This window comes from Actinomadura sp. 7K534 (assembly GCF_004348575.1).
Classification (GTDB): Bacteria; Actinomycetota; Actinomycetes; order Streptosporangiales; family Streptosporangiaceae; genus Spirillospora; species Spirillospora livida.
Map to the genome: position 1 here is coordinate 1 of NZ_SMKB01000168.1, position 16,008 is coordinate 16,008.

The 16,008-nt window shown below is 71.7% G+C and carries 16 protein-coding genes and 1 pseudogene; 11 read left to right on the forward strand and 6 right to left on the reverse strand.

What is annotated here, in order from left to right:
• A pseudogene (locus tag E1266_RS38230) lies at window positions 1–296 on the forward strand (hypothetical protein); the annotation flags it as partial.
• A 24-nt stretch (window positions 297–320) separates the two neighbouring features.
• On the opposite strand, the gene E1266_RS26465 reads toward E1266_RS38230, so the two are convergent.
• A complete protein-coding gene (locus E1266_RS26465) occupies window positions 321–791 on the reverse strand; it encodes a hypothetical protein (RefSeq protein ID WP_132051475.1) in 471 nt (156 codons plus the stop codon).
• Between the two features lie 126 nt (window positions 792–917).
• Between E1266_RS26465 and purN the strand changes: the two genes are divergently transcribed.
• The 4 genes from purN to E1266_RS26480 all read left to right on the forward strand — a co-directional run bounded on the left by purN (window position 918) and on the right by E1266_RS26480 (window position 4,440).
• Entirely contained in the window at window positions 918–1,583 is a 666-nt protein-coding gene (purN, locus tag E1266_RS26470) for a phosphoribosylglycinamide formyltransferase (RefSeq protein WP_132051477.1), read from the forward strand.
• Complete coding sequence (gene purH, locus E1266_RS26475) at window positions 1,564–3,126, forward strand: bifunctional phosphoribosylaminoimidazolecarboxamide formyltransferase/IMP cyclohydrolase (RefSeq protein ID WP_132051479.1); 1,563 nt, start codon at window positions 1,564–1,566, stop codon at window positions 3,124–3,126. The genes purN and purH overlap by 20 nt, the downstream gene beginning before the upstream one ends.
• Window positions 3,127–3,272: 146 nt before the next feature.
• Window positions 3,273–3,449 carry a hypothetical protein gene (locus E1266_RS38235; protein WP_165966219.1) on the forward strand — a complete coding sequence of 59 codons (177 nt, stop codon included), beginning with the start codon at window positions 3,273–3,275 and terminating at the stop codon, window positions 3,447–3,449.
• A gap of 145 nt (window positions 3,450–3,594) precedes the next feature.
• Window positions 3,595–4,440 carry a bifunctional methylenetetrahydrofolate dehydrogenase/methenyltetrahydrofolate cyclohydrolase gene (locus tag E1266_RS26480; protein WP_132051481.1) on the forward strand — a complete coding sequence of 282 codons (846 nt, stop codon included), beginning with the start codon at window positions 3,595–3,597 and terminating at the stop codon, window positions 4,438–4,440.
• Between the two features lie 181 nt (window positions 4,441–4,621).
• Here the strand turns inward: E1266_RS26480 and E1266_RS26485 are convergent, their stop codons facing one another.
• Window positions 4,622–5,335: an FHA domain-containing protein gene (locus E1266_RS26485; protein ID WP_221480897.1), complete on the reverse strand. Its 714-nt coding sequence runs from the start codon at window positions 5,333–5,335 to the stop codon at window positions 4,622–4,624.
• A 388-nt stretch (window positions 5,336–5,723) separates the two neighbouring features.
• Here E1266_RS26485 and E1266_RS38240 point away from each other — a divergent pair, with 388 nt between their 5' ends.
• The 3 genes from E1266_RS38240 (at window position 5,724) to E1266_RS26500 (ending at window position 8,770) form a co-directional block, all read left to right on the forward strand.
• Window positions 5,724–6,209 carry a DUF3017 domain-containing protein gene (locus E1266_RS38240; RefSeq protein WP_165966220.1) on the forward strand — a complete coding sequence of 162 codons (486 nt, stop codon included), beginning with the start codon at window positions 5,724–5,726 and terminating at the stop codon, window positions 6,207–6,209.
• 156 nt (window positions 6,210–6,365) lie between these two features.
• Window positions 6,366–7,583 carry an NADP-dependent isocitrate dehydrogenase gene (locus E1266_RS26495; RefSeq protein ID WP_132051485.1) on the forward strand — a complete coding sequence of 406 codons (1,218 nt, stop codon included), beginning with the start codon at window positions 6,366–6,368 and terminating at the stop codon, window positions 7,581–7,583.
• A gap of 197 nt (window positions 7,584–7,780) precedes the next feature.
• A complete protein-coding gene (locus tag E1266_RS26500; protein ID WP_132051487.1) occupies window positions 7,781–8,770 on the forward strand; it encodes a malate dehydrogenase in 990 nt (329 codons plus the stop codon).
• Between the two features lie 74 nt (window positions 8,771–8,844).
• Here the strand turns inward: E1266_RS26500 and E1266_RS26505 are convergent, their stop codons facing one another.
• Together E1266_RS26505 and E1266_RS26510 are read right to left on the reverse strand one after the other, a co-directional pair.
• Complete coding sequence (locus tag E1266_RS26505) at window positions 8,845–10,035, reverse strand: hypothetical protein (RefSeq protein ID WP_132051489.1); 1,191 nt, start codon at window positions 10,033–10,035, stop codon at window positions 8,845–8,847.
• A gap of 116 nt (window positions 10,036–10,151) precedes the next feature.
• Complete coding sequence (locus E1266_RS26510) at window positions 10,152–10,472, reverse strand: MiAMP1 family antimicrobial peptide (protein ID WP_165966221.1); 321 nt, start codon at window positions 10,470–10,472, stop codon at window positions 10,152–10,154.
• Window positions 10,473–10,845: 373 nt separating this feature from the next.
• Between E1266_RS26510 and E1266_RS26515 the strand changes: the two genes are divergently transcribed.
• Window positions 10,846–12,162 (forward strand): family 43 glycosylhydrolase, encoded by a 1,317-nt coding sequence (locus E1266_RS26515; protein WP_132051493.1) that lies wholly within the window; start codon window positions 10,846–10,848, stop codon window positions 12,160–12,162.
• A gap of 19 nt (window positions 12,163–12,181) precedes the next feature.
• Here the strand turns inward: E1266_RS26515 and E1266_RS26520 are convergent, their stop codons facing one another.
• Entirely contained in the window at window positions 12,182–13,219 is a 1,038-nt protein-coding gene (locus E1266_RS26520; protein WP_132051495.1) for a helix-turn-helix domain-containing protein, read from the reverse strand.
• 162 nt (window positions 13,220–13,381) lie between these two features.
• A complete protein-coding gene (locus tag E1266_RS26525; protein WP_132051497.1) occupies window positions 13,382–14,140 on the reverse strand; it encodes a TetR/AcrR family transcriptional regulator C-terminal domain-containing protein in 759 nt (252 codons plus the stop codon).
• A gap of 93 nt (window positions 14,141–14,233) precedes the next feature.
• On the opposite strand from E1266_RS26525, the gene E1266_RS26530 reads away from it, so the two are divergent.
• Window positions 14,234–15,112, forward strand: a complete 879-nt coding sequence (locus E1266_RS26530) for an ATP-binding cassette domain-containing protein (protein ID WP_132051499.1) — start codon at window positions 14,234–14,236, stop codon at window positions 15,110–15,112.
• A complete protein-coding gene (locus tag E1266_RS26535) occupies window positions 15,109–15,963 on the forward strand; it encodes an ABC transporter permease (protein WP_132051501.1) in 855 nt (284 codons plus the stop codon). Before E1266_RS26530 ends, E1266_RS26535 begins: the two co-directional genes overlap by 4 nt.
• Window positions 15,964–16,008: the final 45 nt, after the last annotated feature.

Consider the following 16,008-nt stretch of genomic DNA (forward strand, 5'->3'; position numbering starts at 1 on the left):
CGCCCCGCCGCCGCACCCGCCGGAAGGCGGACCCGCCACCCGGCGGCGAACCGCCCGCCCGGGACGAGAAGCGGCCCGCGAAGGAGCCCGCGCCGCCGCCGGGCGACGGGACGGTCGTGGTCGAAGGCCATCTGGTGGACGACGCGCCCGCCGAACCCGTGGCTGAGCCGGAGGCCGCGGAGCGGCACGTGCCGCCGCCCCGCGAGGATCCCGGGCGGACCGAGAACCGCGGCGGCGCCATCTACGTCCTGCGCGAGGACCCGCCTCCCGGCGAGCACGGCGAGCCGCGCGAGTAGGCCGCCAGCGGCTAGAGCAAGCGGCTAGAGCAGGTCGCCGTACTGCTCCATGCTGCCGGACGGCAGGCCGAGCTTGTCCTCGATCCTGGGGTAGAACTCGTCCTGGCACGCCTGCTCGTCGGTCGCGGTGTTGGAGGTGCTCAGGCAGTTCTGGTAGCCGCTCAGCTCCGACCACAGGAACACCGTCAGCGAGACCGACAGCACCGAGAACGCCAGCCCGACCGAGCCGAGCACGATGCCCGGGACGGCGCCCGGGGCGGAGCCGCTGGCGTCGCGCGCGGCCCGGCGGGCGCGGATGCCCACCACCAGCGCCGCGATGCCCAGCACCAGGCCGAGCGGATAGAAGAAGAACGAGGTCAGCAGCGCGATGCCGCCGAGCCACAGCGCGCGCCATCCGCCGCGCTGCGTCCGGGGCTGTCCCGCGGGCGGCTCACCCGCCGGCCGCCCGCCGGGGCGGTCTTCGGGCTGGACCGGAGGGCCCGGCTGCTCGCTCACGTGTCGTTCCTCCTGGAATGGTGCGGATCCGGACGCGGTCCGCGCGGTCTGCCGTCAAGCCGCGCCGAGCTGGCCCGATAGGCTTCGTCATGGCCGAACCCCCGCCTTACCGTCCACCAGGGAGTCATGGTGTCCGCCCGGCTCGTCGTCCTCGTCTCCGGCGCGGGGACCAACCTACAAGCGCTGCTCGACGCGTGCGCGGATCCAGCCTACGGGGCGAAAGTGGTGGCCGTGGGGGCGGACCGCCACGATATCGGCGGAACCGCCCGCGCCGAACGCTCGGGACTGCCCACGTTCACCGTCCGGATCCCGGACTTCCCGTCCCGTGCCGACTGGGACGCCGCGCTCACCGAGGCGGTCGCCGAGCACGAACCCGACCTCGTGGTGTCCGCCGGCTTCATGAAGATCCTCGGTCCGCGCTTCCTCGCCCGGTTCGGCGGCCGGACCGTCAACACCCACCCGGCGCTGCTGCCGTCGTTCCCCGGCGCCCACGCCGTACGGGACGCCCTGGCGTACGGGGTGAAGGTGACGGGCTGTACGGTTCACTTCGTCGACGAAGGCGTGGACACCGGACCCGTCATCGCCCAGGAGACCGTCCCCGTGGGCTGGCATGACGACGAGGACTCCCTGCACGAGCGCATCAAGCGGGTGGAGCGCCGGCTCCTGGTCGACGTCGTCGGACGGCTGGCCCGCGACGGCTGGACCGCGCGCGGCAGGCGGGTCTCCATGAAGTGCAGGACCTGTTCGTCCGATCAAGAGGGGAGCTCGGCCGGTGAGTCGGGTGGCGATTAAGCGCGCGCTGATCAGCGTGTACGACAAGACCGGGCTGGAAGACCTCGCCCGGGGCCTGCACGAGGCCGGCGTGGAGCTCGTCTCCACCGGGTCGACCGCGGGACGGATCTCCGCCGCCGGGGTCCCGGTGCTGAAGGTGGAGAAGCTCACCGGGTTCCCCGAGTGCCTGGACGGCCGGGTCAAGACCCTGCACCCGAAGGTGCACGCGGGACTGCTCGCCGACCGCCGCAAAGAGGAGCACCTCCAGCAGCTCGACGACCTGGCCGTCGAGCCGTTCGACCTGGTCATCGCGAACCTGTACCCGTTCGCCGACACGGTCGACTCGGGCGCGAAGCCGGACGAGTGCGTCGAGCAGATCGACATCGGCGGCCCCACCATGGTCCGCGCCGCGGCGAAGAACCACGCGAGCGTCTCCGTCGTCGTCGACCCGTCCGCCTACGGAACGGTCCTGGACGCCGTGCGGGCCGGGGGCTTCACCCTCGCGGAGCGGCGCCGCCTCGCCGCGCTCGCGTTCGCGCACACCGCGTCCTACGACGTTGCCGTGGCGTCCTGGTTCGCGAGCAGCTACGCGCCCGACGAGACGGCCGCCGAAGCGCAGTGGCCCGACTTCCTCGGCGTGACGTGGGAGCGCGCGAACGTCCTGCGGTACGGCGAGAACCCCCACCAGCGCGCCGCGCTCTACACGGACGCGTCGGGCGGCGGCCTCGCCGGGGCGGAGCAGCTCCACGGCAAGGAGATGTCCTACAACAACTACGTGGACGCGGACGCCGCGCGCCGCGCCGCCTACGACTTCGCCGAGCCCGCCGTCGCGATCATCAAGCACGCCAACCCGTGCGGCATCGCGGTCGGCGCGGACGTCGCCGAGGCGCACCGCAAGGCGCACGCCTGCGACCCGCTGTCGGCGTTCGGCGGCGTGATCGCGGTGAACCGCCCGGTGACCGCCGCGATGGCCGAGCAGGTCGCGGAGGTCTTCACCGAGGTCCTGGTCGCGCCCGGCTTCGAGGACGGCGCCCTGGAGGTCCTCACCCGCAAGAAGAACATCCGCCTGCTGCGCTGCCCGGAGGGGCCCGCGAACGCGTCGGAGTACCGGCGCATCGACGGCGGCGTCCTGCTGCAGAGCGTCGACCGGGTCGACGCCTCCGGCGACGACCCGGCCACCTGGGAGCTCAAGGCCGGCGGCGCCGCGGACGAGGCCACGCTCGCCGACCTGGCGTTCGCGTGGCGGGCCGTGCGGTCGGTGAAGTCCAACGCGATCCTGCTCGCCGCGGACGGCGCCACCGTCGGCGTCGGCATGGGCCAGGTCAACCGGGTCGACTCCGCCAGGCTCGCCGTCGAGCGGGCCGGAGCGGAGCGCGCCGCGTCCGCCGTGGGCGCGTCCGACGCGTTCTTCCCCTTCCCGGACGGCCTGGAGGTGCTGACCGGAGCGGGCGTGCGGGCGGTCGTCCAGCCCGGCGGCTCGGTCAACGACGACAAGGTGATCGCCGCCGCCGAGAAGGCCGGGATCAGCCTCTACTTCACGGGCGTCCGGCACTTCTTCCACTGACGCGCGGCCGGCCCGGTGTGGCGGAGAACACCGCCGCACCGGGTTTAGGCGTTCTGCACCGTCTCTTCTGCGGGTAGCCTCGGGCTCGTCGCGTCCCATGACTCCCCGTTGACCCCGGCGCGACGTTCGCATTGCTGGAGGCGCGGATGGATGTGCTGCTGTCGCTCATGCTGGCCTCGGTCTACCAGGCGGCCACGCTGCTGATGGAGTCCCGGCAGGTGATCGGCCTGCTCGCCGCCTTCCTGGCCGCGGTCCTGGCCGCACATATCGGCTGGCACGGCACCGACCGCGCCATCGCCCGGCGCAGCCGCTCCGAGGACTGACCGTCCCGGGGGCCGGCGCACCGCCGACTACCATGGTTTTCACGCGACTGGCGCGGTCAAGGTGGATCACCACCGGGGAGCGATCGACGGTCCGGACACCGCGCGCCTGGGTGGACGGGCCTCCGGCGAGACCGCGGAGGAACGCATGACGGCACAGATTCTGGACGGCAAGGCCACGGCCGCGGAGATCCGCTCCGACCTCAAGGTACGCGTCGAGGCGCTCCGCGACCGCGGCGTGCACGTCGGCCTCGGCACCGTGCTGGTGGGCGACGACCCCGGCAGCCACTCCTACGTCAACATGAAGCACCGGGACTGCGCCGAGGTCGGGATCCAGAGCATCCGCCGCGACCTGCCCGCCACCGCCACCCAGGACGAGGTCGAACGCGCCGTCGTCGAACTCAACGACGATCCCGCGTGCACCGGCTACATCGTCCAGCTCCCGCTGCCGAAGGGCCTGGACGAGCAGCGGGTCCTCGAACGCATCGACCCGGCCAAGGACGCCGACGGCCTGCACCCCACGAACCTCGGGCGGCTCGTCCTCATGCAGCCCGGCCCGCTGCCCTGCACGCCGAAGGGCATCGTGGAGCTGCTGCGCCGCTTCGACGTCCCGATCAAGGGGGCGGAGGTCACCGTCGTCGGCCGCGGCATCACCGTCGGGCGCGCGCTCGGCCTGCTGCTGACCCGCCGCTCCGAGAACGCGACCGTCACGCTCTGCCACACCGCGACCCGCGACCTCGCCGCGCACACCCGCGCCGCCGACATCGTCGTGGCCGCCGCGGGCGTGCCCGGCCTCATCACCGGCGACATGGTCAAGCCCGGCGCCGCCGTGCTGGACGTCGGCGTGTCCCGGGTGGACGGCAAGCTCGCCGGGGACGTCGCCGCCGACGTCCGCGACGTCCCCGGGTGGGTCGCGCCGAACCCGGGCGGCGTCGGCCCGATGACCCGCGCGATGCTCCTGGCGAACGTCGTCGAGGCCGCCGAGCGGGCCTGACCCGCCGCCGGCTCCGACCCGCCCCGCCGTACGCACGCGAAGGCCGCCACCAGCACCCCGGTGACGGCCTGCGCGACTGCTTCCCGGTACGGGACCGCGCCGTCACACGCGCGGCCCCGCACGGGCCGGTTCAGCGATCGCCCTCGTATCGCGCTGCCGGGAGGGCGACCGCAGGCTCACCTCAACTGGCCCTCCGTCCCGCCGCGCTCGGCGCCGGGCGGCCCGGACCGTTGGCGTGACCGTGTCCCGTGCCCGCCCTGCGGGTCTCGGTCGTGCCGCGGACCCCGGGGACCCGCCCGTCCATCGGCGGGCGGCCCTGCGGGACGTGCACCGGCGGCAGCGGCCGGACGAGGCCCATCGCGATGACCTCGTTGGCGAGCCGCGTGCGCCGGTTGGCGCCCTCGGGGATCCGGAACTTCTGGTAGAGGCGCAGCAGGTGCTGCTTGACGGCCGCCTCCGTCACCACCAGCTCTCCGGCGATGTCGCGCGCCGTGGCCGGGGCCACGAACGCCTCGTCGGACAGTGCGGGACGGCAGAGCGAGGTCAGCACGTCGACCTCGCGGCGGGTGAGCTCGGGTGCCACGGCGCGCCGGAGTTCGACGTCCGGGTCGACCTCCTCACGGGGGATCCCCCCCATCCGGCAGCGCGCCGTGCCGAAGCTCACGACGTCGCCGTCCTCCAGGACACGGCGGGCGATCGGCCTGCCGTTGACTCGGGTCCCGTTGCGGGACAGGCCCATGTCCACCACGTAGACGTACGGACCGCGTCGGACGATTTCTGCGTGCAAACGGGACACACTCGGGTCGTCGAGGCGTACGTCGACTCCTCTCCCTCTCCCGACCGTCGTAACGTCGGGGCGCAGCGGCACCACCAGCCCGCTGTCCTCGATCCGCATGAACGGCCCCTCCACGGCAGTCCTCCCAGCTAGTTAGCGACCCCTGTCTGCCGGGTTACCCGGGCGCGTCACCGTCACACCCTCCTACTGGCGAGTAGCCCCGATGGCGCGGGGCGTCCCGGCCTCTCGGGCATCGCTTCCGCCCCACCCGTCCCACCACCTTTTCCGCGCCGGGCCACAAGCCGGGCGCCCGGACCGATGGAAGATCGCCGCGCCGCGCGCTCCGACCGGAGGCTTCGGGAGGATGTCGTGCGGGAAACCGAATGCCTATACCGTGACTTGAGCCGAGCGGAGCCCGTCCGTTGAGTGGCGGTGGGCGGGGCTGGAGGACGGTGAGCCGAGTGGAGCTCGTCCGTTGAATGGCGGTGGGCGGGGGCTGGAGGACGGTATGAGCACTCAGGTGCATCGGCGGCGGCGCAAAGCGCCGCGCGGCAGGGGCGCCGCGCCGCGCTGGCTCGCGCAGCTGCCGTACCTGATCGTGCTCAGCGGCGTCGGCGCCGGCCTCACGCTCTGCGCCTTCAACTACTTCCGCAAGGGCGCCGGCCTCATGGCGGCCGCGCTGCTCATCGGGGCGCTCGCGCGGCTGCTGCTGCCGGAGTCGCAGCTCGGGCCGCTCGCGGTCCGCAGCCGGTCCATCGACTGCTGGACGCTGGTCATCCTCGGCGAGATGGTCGCCTTCGTCTCGCTCAGCGTCCCGCCGATGCACAAGACGGGACTCATCCTCGCGGGCGCGTTCGGCGTGCTGATCCTGCTCGTCCTGCTGGCCCGGACGGTGAGGCTGCTCGTCGGCGGGCGCCGGGCCGGCCCCCCGGGCGAGCACGTCGTCCCAGGTGAAGGTGGTCATGGCCCACCGCAAAGCCGAGGGCAGGTCTAGACCTTCCGAGCGCCTCGGATAGCCTTGCCAGTTGAGCCTTACAAGGACCGAGTCCCTTTCGTCCGGGGTGTCCCGGCGGCGCGACACCGCCATACCGCCCATCGTGGATGACAAGGGCTCACCGCTGGCCAGGTGTAGGAAAGGGACAGCAACAGCATGCCCAAGATCAAAGTAGCGGGCCCGGTCGTCGAACTCGACGGCGACGAAATGACCCGGATCATCTGGAAATTCATCAAGGACCAGTTGATCCTGCCTTACCTCGATGTCGACCTGAAGTACTACGACCTGGGGATCGAGCACCGTGACGCCACGGACGACCAGGTCACGATCGACGCCGCGAACGCCATCCGCGAGCACGGCGTCGGCGTGAAGTGCGCGACCATCACCCCCGACGAGGCGCGCGTCGAGGAGTTCGGCCTGAAGAAGATGTGGCGGTCCCCGAACGGGACGATCCGCAACATCCTGGGCGGCGTGGTGTTCCGTGAGCCGATCATCTGCTCCAACATCCCCCGGCTCGTCCCCGGCTGGACCAAGCCGATCATCATCGGCCGCCACGCGCACGGCGACCAGTACAAGGCGACCGACTTCGTCGTCCCCGGCCCGGGCAAGGTGACGATCACCTACACCCCCGCCGACGACTCGGAGCCGATGGAGTTCGAGGTCGCCGACTTCCCCGGCGGCGGCGTCGCCATGGGCATGTACAACTACGACGACTCGATCCGCGACTTCGCGCGGGCGACGATGCGGTACGCGCTGGAGCGCGGGATGCCGCTGTACATGTCCACGAAGAACACGATCCTGAAGGCCTACGACGGCCGCTTCAAGGACATCTTCCAGGAGATCTACGAGTCGGAGTTCAAGGCCGAGTTCGAGTCCAAGGGCCTTGAGTACGAGCACCGCCTCATCGACGACATGGTCGCCGCGGCGCTGAAGTGGGAGGGCGGCTTCGTCTGGGCCGCCAAGAACTACGACGGCGACGTGCAGTCCGACACCCTCGCGCAGGGCTTCGGCTCGCTCGGCCTCATGACGTCCGTCCTCATGACCCCCGACGGCAGGACCGTCGAGGCCGAGGCCGCGCACGGCACGGTGACCCGGCACTACCGGCAGCACCAGCAGGGCAAGCCGACGTCGACCAACCCCATCGCGTCGATCTTCGCCTGGACCCGCGGCCTCGAGCACCGCGGCAAGCTCGACGACCAGCCCGAGGTGAGCGACTTCGCCCGCAAGCTGGAGCAGGTCTGCGTGGACACCGTCGAGAGCGGCCAGATGACCAAGGACCTGGCCCTCCTGGTCGGGCGCGACACGCCCTTCCTGACCACGCAGGAATTCCTGGAGGCCCTCGACACCAACCTCCAGAAGAAGATCAACGGCTGACCCCGCCGTCGCTTGGAGGCCGCTCCGGATTCGTCCGGGGCGGCCTTCCGCGTGTTCGGGGCATGTCCGCCATGCCGGGTGGTGCACCTGGGCGATGGCGGGTAGGGGACGCGCGATAACCTGAGCCCGGAAATATCTCGATGGCGAGAGAACCCGCGCGGCGGCGGGCTCCGGACACAGCAGCAGGAGAAGAAGGAATGACTCGCACCCCAGTCACCGTCACCGTCACCGGCGCCGCGGGCCAGATCGGCTACGCGCTGCTGTTCCGCATCGCGTCCGGGCACCTGCTCGGCGAGGGCGTACCCGTGCGCCTGCGGCTCCTGGAGATCCCGCAGGCGGTGAAGGCCGCCGAGGGCACCGCGATGGAGCTGGACGACTGCGCGTTCCCGCTGCTGTCCGGGATCGACATCTTCGACGACGCGAACAAGGCGTTCGAGGGCGCCAACGTCGCGCTGCTCGTCGGGGCCCGCCCCCGGACGAAGGGCATGGAGCGCGGCGACCTGCTGGAGGCCAACGGCGGCATCTTCAAGCCGCAGGGCGAGGCGATCAACGCCGGCGCGGCCGACGACATCAAGGTGCTGGTGGTCGGCAACCCGGCCAACACCAACGCCCTGATCGCGCAGCAGCACGCGCCGGACGTCCCCGCCGAGCGCTTCACCGCGATGACGCGCCTCGACCACAACCGCGCGCTCGCGCAGCTCTCGAAGAAGGCGGGCGTCTCGGTCTCCGACATCCGCCGGATGACGATCTGGGGCAACCACTCCGCGACCCAGTACCCGGACATCTTCCACGCCGAGATCGCCGGCAAGAACGCCGCCGAGACGGTCAACGACCAGAACTGGCTGGAGAACGACTTCATCCCGACCGTCGCCAAGCGCGGCGCCGCGATCATCGAGGCGCGCGGCGCGTCGTCGGCGGCGTCGGCCGCGTCCGCGGCGATCGACCACGTCCACACCTGGGTGAACGGCACCGCCGACGGCGACTGGACGTCGATGGCCGTCGTGTCGGACGGCTCCTACGGCGTCGCCGAGGGCCTGATCTCGTCCTTCCCGGTCACCACCAAGGACGGGAAGTGGGAGATCGTGCAGGGCCTGGAGATCGACGACTTCTCCCGCGCCCGCATCGACGCCTCGGTCGCCGAGCTGTCGGAGGAGCGCGACGCCGTCCGCAAGCTCGGCCTCATCTGAGCGACTCCATAGAACGAGCCCCGGACCGCGCAGGTCCGGGGCTCGTTCATGTTCGGCCCGTTCGGCGGCCCGCGTTACGGAACGCCGGCCGTGTGGCGGCCGAGGTCGCCTCCCATGTCGACCCAGGTCGGGTTCCAGGCGTGTCCGTGTCCGGCGCCCCGCTGCCAGGTATGGGTGACATGGCCGCCGGGGCCGAGGGCGAACACCGACAGGTCTCCGCTGGGGTTGAGGACCACCGCGGGGTCGTCGGAGATGCGGCCGCCGAGTGGTGTCCAGGCGGACCAGGGGCCGCCGGTTCCGGTTTGCCAGCGGTGGTGGAGTTGTCCGTCGGTGCCTTGGGTGAAGACGACCATTCCTCCGTCGCGGCCGATGAGTGCGGTGGGGCGGCCTTGGAGGTTGCCTTCCATGTCGGCCCAGGTCGGGTTCCAGCGGTGGCCTTGTTCGGGGCCGTGTTGCCAGGTGTGGGTGAGGCGGCCGCCGGGGTCGCGGGCGAAGACCGACAGTGCGCCGTTGGGGGACAGCACCACCGCCGGGTCCGAGGCCAGGCGGCCGCCCAGCGGTGCCCAGTCGGGGGCCCACGCCCCCTCCTCGGACTGCCAGGTGTGCCACAGGGCTCCGTCGGCGCCCCGGACGAAGACCACGAGCTTGCCGTAGCGTCCCACCAGCGGGAACGGCCGTCCGACGGCGCCCGGTGCGGGCCGGCCCAGCGGCGTCCACGCCGACCAGGCGCCGCCCGCGCCGCTCTGCCACCGATGCGTGACGCCTCCGGCCGGATCGACCCCGAACACCACCATCCCTTTTCCGGTGTCCACCACCGACGGCACACCGACGCTCACCCGGGACTCCGGCCGCGGTCCGGGCTCGCCCACGCTCCGCGCGGCCTCGTCCAGCAGGGCTCTGGCCTTGGCCTCCTGCTGGTCGTACCTGGACGGGAACGCGGAACGCTGGACCTCCTGCGCGGTCAGCCCGGGCGTGAGCGTGGGGAAGCGCCGCTCCGCGCGGACGGCGCGGACGAAGAACTGCTCCGCGGCGTAGGACACGTTCATGATCTGTTCGGGGGTGCCCCATCCCTGGCTGGGGCGCTGCTGGAACACCCCGAGGGAGTCGCGGTCCCCGCAGGGGAGATTGTTCATCTGCGACTCGACCCAGCCGGCTTCGAAGCCGGCCAGCATCACCTTGGCGGACACCTTGAGCCGCAGGCCGGTCCGGTAGACGGTCTTGATGACTTCCGGATCATGGGTGGGCGGAACATGGCAGGGCTTCACTGTGGAGCCTCCTCCTGTCGATTGACGGTTTCAGCGTGTTGCGGGTGTCGCGGGACACGCCGGCGTCCGCGCGGAACGTGGGCGGGACGCCGGCGTGCCCCGATCGCCGGGGCGGGTCAGCAGTGGATGATCATGCTTTTCCAGCCGAAGGGCGTCTTCTGCTCGTTGTCCCAGTGGGCGCTGAGCTTGTGGTGGACGCGGCCCTTGCCGCCGGGCAGGTTGTACATCGAGGCGCTCTGCCCCGTCGCGTACCACTTGTAGGAGCCGTGGAACCGCTCGGGGATGTCGCTCGGCCCGCACGCGTCGATGGTCATCGACGCGCCCGTGAAGTGGCTGCCCTCGTACACGACGATGGTCGAGGCCTGGGCCGCCGCGGCGGTGCAGGCGATGATCCCGGCGGTGAGGGCCGGGAGCAGGGCCAGGCGTTTCCTGTTCATGATCTCTCCTGTCGCACGCTGCATCTCTGCAGATGTCGGATGGTCCGGCGTCGCGGCCGTGGCATCGGCCGGCGCCGAGACAGAGCAAAACCCGGCCGGTGCGGTGTCCAACAGGACCGCGGACGAGCCCGGACGGGCTCGGCCGGATCCGTGCCGGCTGCGCGCCGATAAGGCCGGCCGCGCCGCGAGGTCCGGCCGCGACCGGACACGCGCGGTCGCCGTCCGGGACGGCGCGGGACGGCCTGGGACACGGCCTGCCGAGAGTGAGGTGATGACCAGGTACCATCACCGACAGTGTTCGCACGACTGCCATTGGTCATTGTTGATCTGAGCGGCGCAGGCCGTCCGCTCCCGTACGTACGAGGAGAGCGCGATGCGATCGTGTGGCCCGGCCTTGCTGCTGGTCACCGTGCTGACGGCGGCCCTTGCGCACTCCGGAACGGCGACCGCGGCACCGCTCGCGGCGCCTCCCACAGCGATCATCGCCGCCGACTTCCCCGACCCGGACGTCCTCCGGGTCGGTTCCGCCTTCTTCGCCTACTCCACCACCAGTGCGGCCGGCACGGTTCCCGTCGCCGGAGCGCCGTCGGCCGCCGGGCCCTGGACGATGCGCGGCGACGCCCTGCCCGCGAAGCCGGACTGGGCGGACAGGGAGCACGGCTTCTGGGCGCCGGACGTCTCCCGGCGCGAGGACGGCCGGTACCTCATGTACTTCACCGCCCGGAGCACCGCGACCACGCGCATGTGCGTCGGCGCCGCGCTCGCGGACGGGCCGCTCGGCCCGTTCCGGCCCGTCGGCGCCGGCCCTCTCGTCTGCGACGCGGCCGAGGGCGGCGACATCGACCCGGCGAGCTTCGTCGACGGTGACGGCCGGCGGTACCTGCTCTACAAGAGCGACGGGAACGCGCTGGACCCCCGGAAGCCCTCGATCATCTGGCTGCAGCAGGTGCGTCCGGACGGGATCGGCTTCGTCGGCCCCCGCAGGGAGCTGATCCGCAACGACCATCCCGATGAGGACGGCGTGATCGAGGCGCCCGTGCTGGTCAAGCGCCCTTCCCGGTACGTGCTCTTCTTCGCGGGCGGTGCCTACACCGGGAACGGCTACTCCACCAGGTACGCCACGTCCCCCTCCCTGGCGGAGCCCTTCGTCAAGGCGCATCCGCCGCTGATGACGACCGAGACCCTCGGCGGCGCGGTGCAGGGCCCCGGCGGCGCGGACGTGCTCGGCGACGACATCTTCTTCCACGGCTGGAAGGGAAGGGCGCGCTGGACCTACAGGGCGGACCTGGGGTGGGCGGACGACCGCCCCGTCGTACGGGGAAGCCTGGCCCGTTACGAGGCCGAGGGCGGTGCGCTGAACAACGCCCGGATCCGCGAAGGCGCCGCCGGAGCGTCCCAGGGGGCCGTCGTCGCCGGGTTGGACCACGAGGACAGCTGGGTCGACGTCCGGGTGTTCGCGCCGGTCGCCGGGGACTACACGGCGCGCGTGGGGTACGCCGCCGGGTACGGCGACGCCCGGCACCTCGTGACGGTGAACGGCGCGACCCGGTTCGTGCTGGATTATCCGGCCCATGGCTGGGACGTCTGGAGAGAGGCGCCGGCCACGCTCAGGCTGGCCCGAGGCTGGAACACCCTGCGTTTTCAGCACCGCGACCGGTGGGCCGAGCTGGACTACGTCGACATCGCGTGAGACCGCGCTGGCGCGTGCGTCACTCCAGGTAGCTGAGGTCGCGTTTTCCGGCCCAGTTCTGCCGTGTGATGCGGTACTGGTGCGCGGCTTCGCTGCCGGGGTGGTACGGGCCGACGTCGACGGTGTCGGCCCGGGACCACTCTCCGCCGACCTTCTGGTCGACGAAGTACGTGAACTCGTTGAAGTCCATCTCCGAGGACACGAACGTGTTGGTGATGGTGAACCGGCGGTGCCCCCGGGTCAGCGCAGGGGGGAGTACGACGCTCTGCTCCCGCCAGCCCCGCGTCTCCGCGGGCAGGGGCTGCCATACCCCGGCCAGGGCCCCGTCCACGGCGATGGTCGCGGTCTGCCCCCCGATGATGGCGTCGAGCCGGCGGGTCAGCCGTATCTCGGTGTGGGCGGGATCGACGGTCACGGAGAACCGGCTCGACCCGCCGGTCGTGAACGCGCGGCCGTCGTCGGCGACGGTGCGGGGAGGAGGGGGGCCGGTGAACGCGGTGAAGCCGATGACCGCGACCAGGCCCAGGGCGGCGGCCGGCCCGGCCACCAGGACCACGCGTCGCCGCGTGGGCCTCTGGACGCGGAAGGCGCGGCCCATTACCGGCCGGACGTCCCGGCCCGCCGCTGCGCCGCCGTCCCCGGCATCGCCGGGAGAAGGCCGGAGTGGCCGTTCCACCTCGTCGGGCTCCGCGGGCCGCGCCACGGAGACCTGCGTCGCGGAAACCTGTGTCGCGGATACTTGGGACATCTTCACCCGTGCCCAAGCCCGCTCCCAGTCGGGGACTTCCTCTTCGGGAACCTGGCATGCCCGCAGGAAGGCGACCATCATCGCCTTCTTGGGGAACCTGCGGCCGGCCAGCATGTCCGAACAGGTCGTCCGTGCCAGCCGGATCCCGCCCGACCGCTGTGTCCGCAGCTCCAGTTCGCGCAGCGAGACATCGGCTCGCGCGTACTGCTCGGCCAGGAGTCTCGCCAGCTCTTCCGTGCACGTCACCGCGGCCAGCTCGGCGCGGCGCGCGTCGCCGGATGCTGCTGCGTCGTCAGTCGTCGTCGTCACGGCGGCCCTCTGCACTTGAGTTCTCTGCGGTCGTGCTAGCCGATCGCCCCCTCATGATAACCAAGGGTGGTCGATTGATTACCGGACGTTTCTGCAAGGGGCCGGAGGAACTGCGGGGGCGATCGCCGATGCCGGCCGCGAAGGGCGGTCGTACGCCGTCGCCTAGGCTCCGCGTCGGCGGTGTTCGAGGGCTTCGAGGCCGGCGATGAGCAGGTCGAGGCCGAACTCGTACTCGTCGTCCACGCCCTCCGCCTCGGCCACCGACTCGCCGTCGACGACGTACCCGCCGGCGGCCATGATCGAGCCGACGTGCGGGAAGCGCTCGGCGGTGATGACCTTCCGCAGCGCGGCCACCCCGTCGGAGGTGATGGCGGGCCTGCCCTCCGCTGCGAGGGATCGCTCCAGCTCGACCATGGACACGACGTGCTGGGAGACGAGCAGGATCGCGGCGACCTTCTCGTCGGCCGCGAGGTCGAGGCCCGACAGCGCCGCGAGCCCGAGGTCGGCGGCCCGGACCGAGGCGGGCATCAGGACGGTCGTCTGCCCGCGCGGGATCTCCAGCACCCAGGGGTGGGCGCGGTAGGCGTCCCGGATCAGCCCCGCCCACATCCTGATCGCCTCGCGCCAGTCGCCGGGCAGTTCGACCGTCTCCGCGGCGGTCAGCGCGGCGTCCTGCATGAGGCGCACGAGGTCGTCCTTGCTCGACACGTACCGGTAGAGGGACATGGTGGTGAAGTCCAGCGACTTCGCCACCGCCTGCATCGTCACGGCGCCGAGGCCCTTGTCGTCGGCGATCTCGATGGCGGCCGCGATGATCCGGTCATGGGTCAGCCCGCGTGCCGGCCCGCGCTGCGGGGTCTCCTGCATGCCCCAGGCGATCGCGAGGGGCTGCGGTAGGCCGGTCCCGGTCGTGTCTGCCATGTGTTCGATGTTCCCACTCGCGCTTCTCGCTCGTGACCGGGTGCGCGCCCGCTCACTGTGTACGTCGCATACTGTTTATGCCATACTCAGTGTATGTCATACACAGATTCGCCGCTGATCGAGCTCGACGGGCTCAGCAAGGGCTTCGGGGGCAACGAGGTCATCAAGGGCCTCGACCTGACGCTCCCCCCGGGCATCCACGCGCTCCTCGGCCCCAACGGCGCCGGGAAGACCACGCTGGTCAACATCCTGTCCACGCTGACGCCCGCCGACTCCGGGACCGCCCGCGTCCTCGGCCTGGACGTCCGCCGGGACAAGCGGAGGATCCAGCGCCTGATCTCGCTGACCGGTCAGTACGCCGCCGTGGACGAGCGGCTCACCGGCATCGAGAACCTGCACATGATGGGCCGGCTGTTCGGCCTCTCCCGCCGCGACACCGCGGCCCGCGCCGCCGGCCTGCTCGACCGGTTCGAGCTCGCCGCGGCGGCGGGCCGGCGGGTGAGCGGCTACTCCGGCGGCATGCGCCGCAAGCTCGACATCGCGGTCGGCCTCATCGCGCGGCCGCGGCTGCTCTTCCTCGACGAGCCGACCACCGGCCTGGACACCCGCAGCCGGCAGACGCTGTGGGACGAGATCACCGCCCTGGCCGGGGACGGCACCTCGATCTTCCTCACCACCCAGTACCTCGAAGAGGCCGACGTCCTGGCCGACCGGATCATGGTCCTGAACGGCGGCCGCGTCGTCGCCGACGGGACCGCCTCCCAGCTCAAGGAACGCGTGGGCGGCTCCACCATCCGGTTGCACGACGGCCAGGGCAGGGTCACCGAGGAGATCGCCACCCGCGGCACGGCCCTGGAGATCTCCCGGCACCTCGCCGCCCTGGCCGCCGAACGGCCCGACGTCCGGGTCACGGTCCACCGGCCCACCCTCGACGAGGTCTTCCTCCAGCTCACCGGAAAGCAGGCGTCATGACCACGACCCCGAGGACCGCGATCCCAACGGCGACTCCCGCGCCGCCGCACCCTCCGGCGCGCGGTGCCGGGTTCCTCGCCGGCCTGCGCGTCTTCACCGCCCGGAGCCTCAAGCACTCCTTCCGCGACGGCGAGTCGCTGCTGATGGCGATCCTCCTGCCCGTCATGCTCATGCTGATCTTCACCTACGTCCTCGGCGGCGCCATGGACGTCGGGGAGGGCGGCGACGCGGCCGGGGCGCGCGAGGCGTACCTCGCGTTCGTCCTGCCGGCCGTCGCCCTGATCGCGGCGGGGTTCGGCGCCTCCCACACCTCCGTCGTGGTCAGCAACGACATGACGACCGGGTTCATGAACCGGCTGCGCACCATGCCGTTCCCGTCCGTGACGGTGCTGCTGGGGCACGCGGCGTCGTCGATGGTGCGCAACCTGCTGGCCACCACGGTGGTCCTCCTCGTGGGCTTCGCCGTCGGATTCCGCACCGGCGCGAGCGTCCCGCAGTTCCTCGGCGCGGTCGGGATCATCGCGGTGTGGATCCTGGTGATCACATGCGTGTTCGCGATGCTCGGGATGGTGGCGGGGTCGGCCGAGGCCGCCACCGGCTACGGCTTCATCCTGCTGTTCCTGCCCTACATCTCCAGCGGCTTCGCGCGTGTGGAGACCATGCCCGCCTGGCTGCGGCCGATCGCCGAGCACCAGCCGATGACGCCCGTCATCGACTCCTCGCGCGCGCTGCTGAACGGTCAGGCGCCGGGTTCCGAGCTCTGGGTCGGGATGCTCTGGTGCGCCGGCCTCATGCTGCTGGCCGTCTGGCTGATCGCCGTCATCTTCCCCCGGAAGGTGGCCCGCACCTGAGAGCCGGCGTCGAGGCGGGCAGGTTCAGGGGCGGCGGGGTCAGGG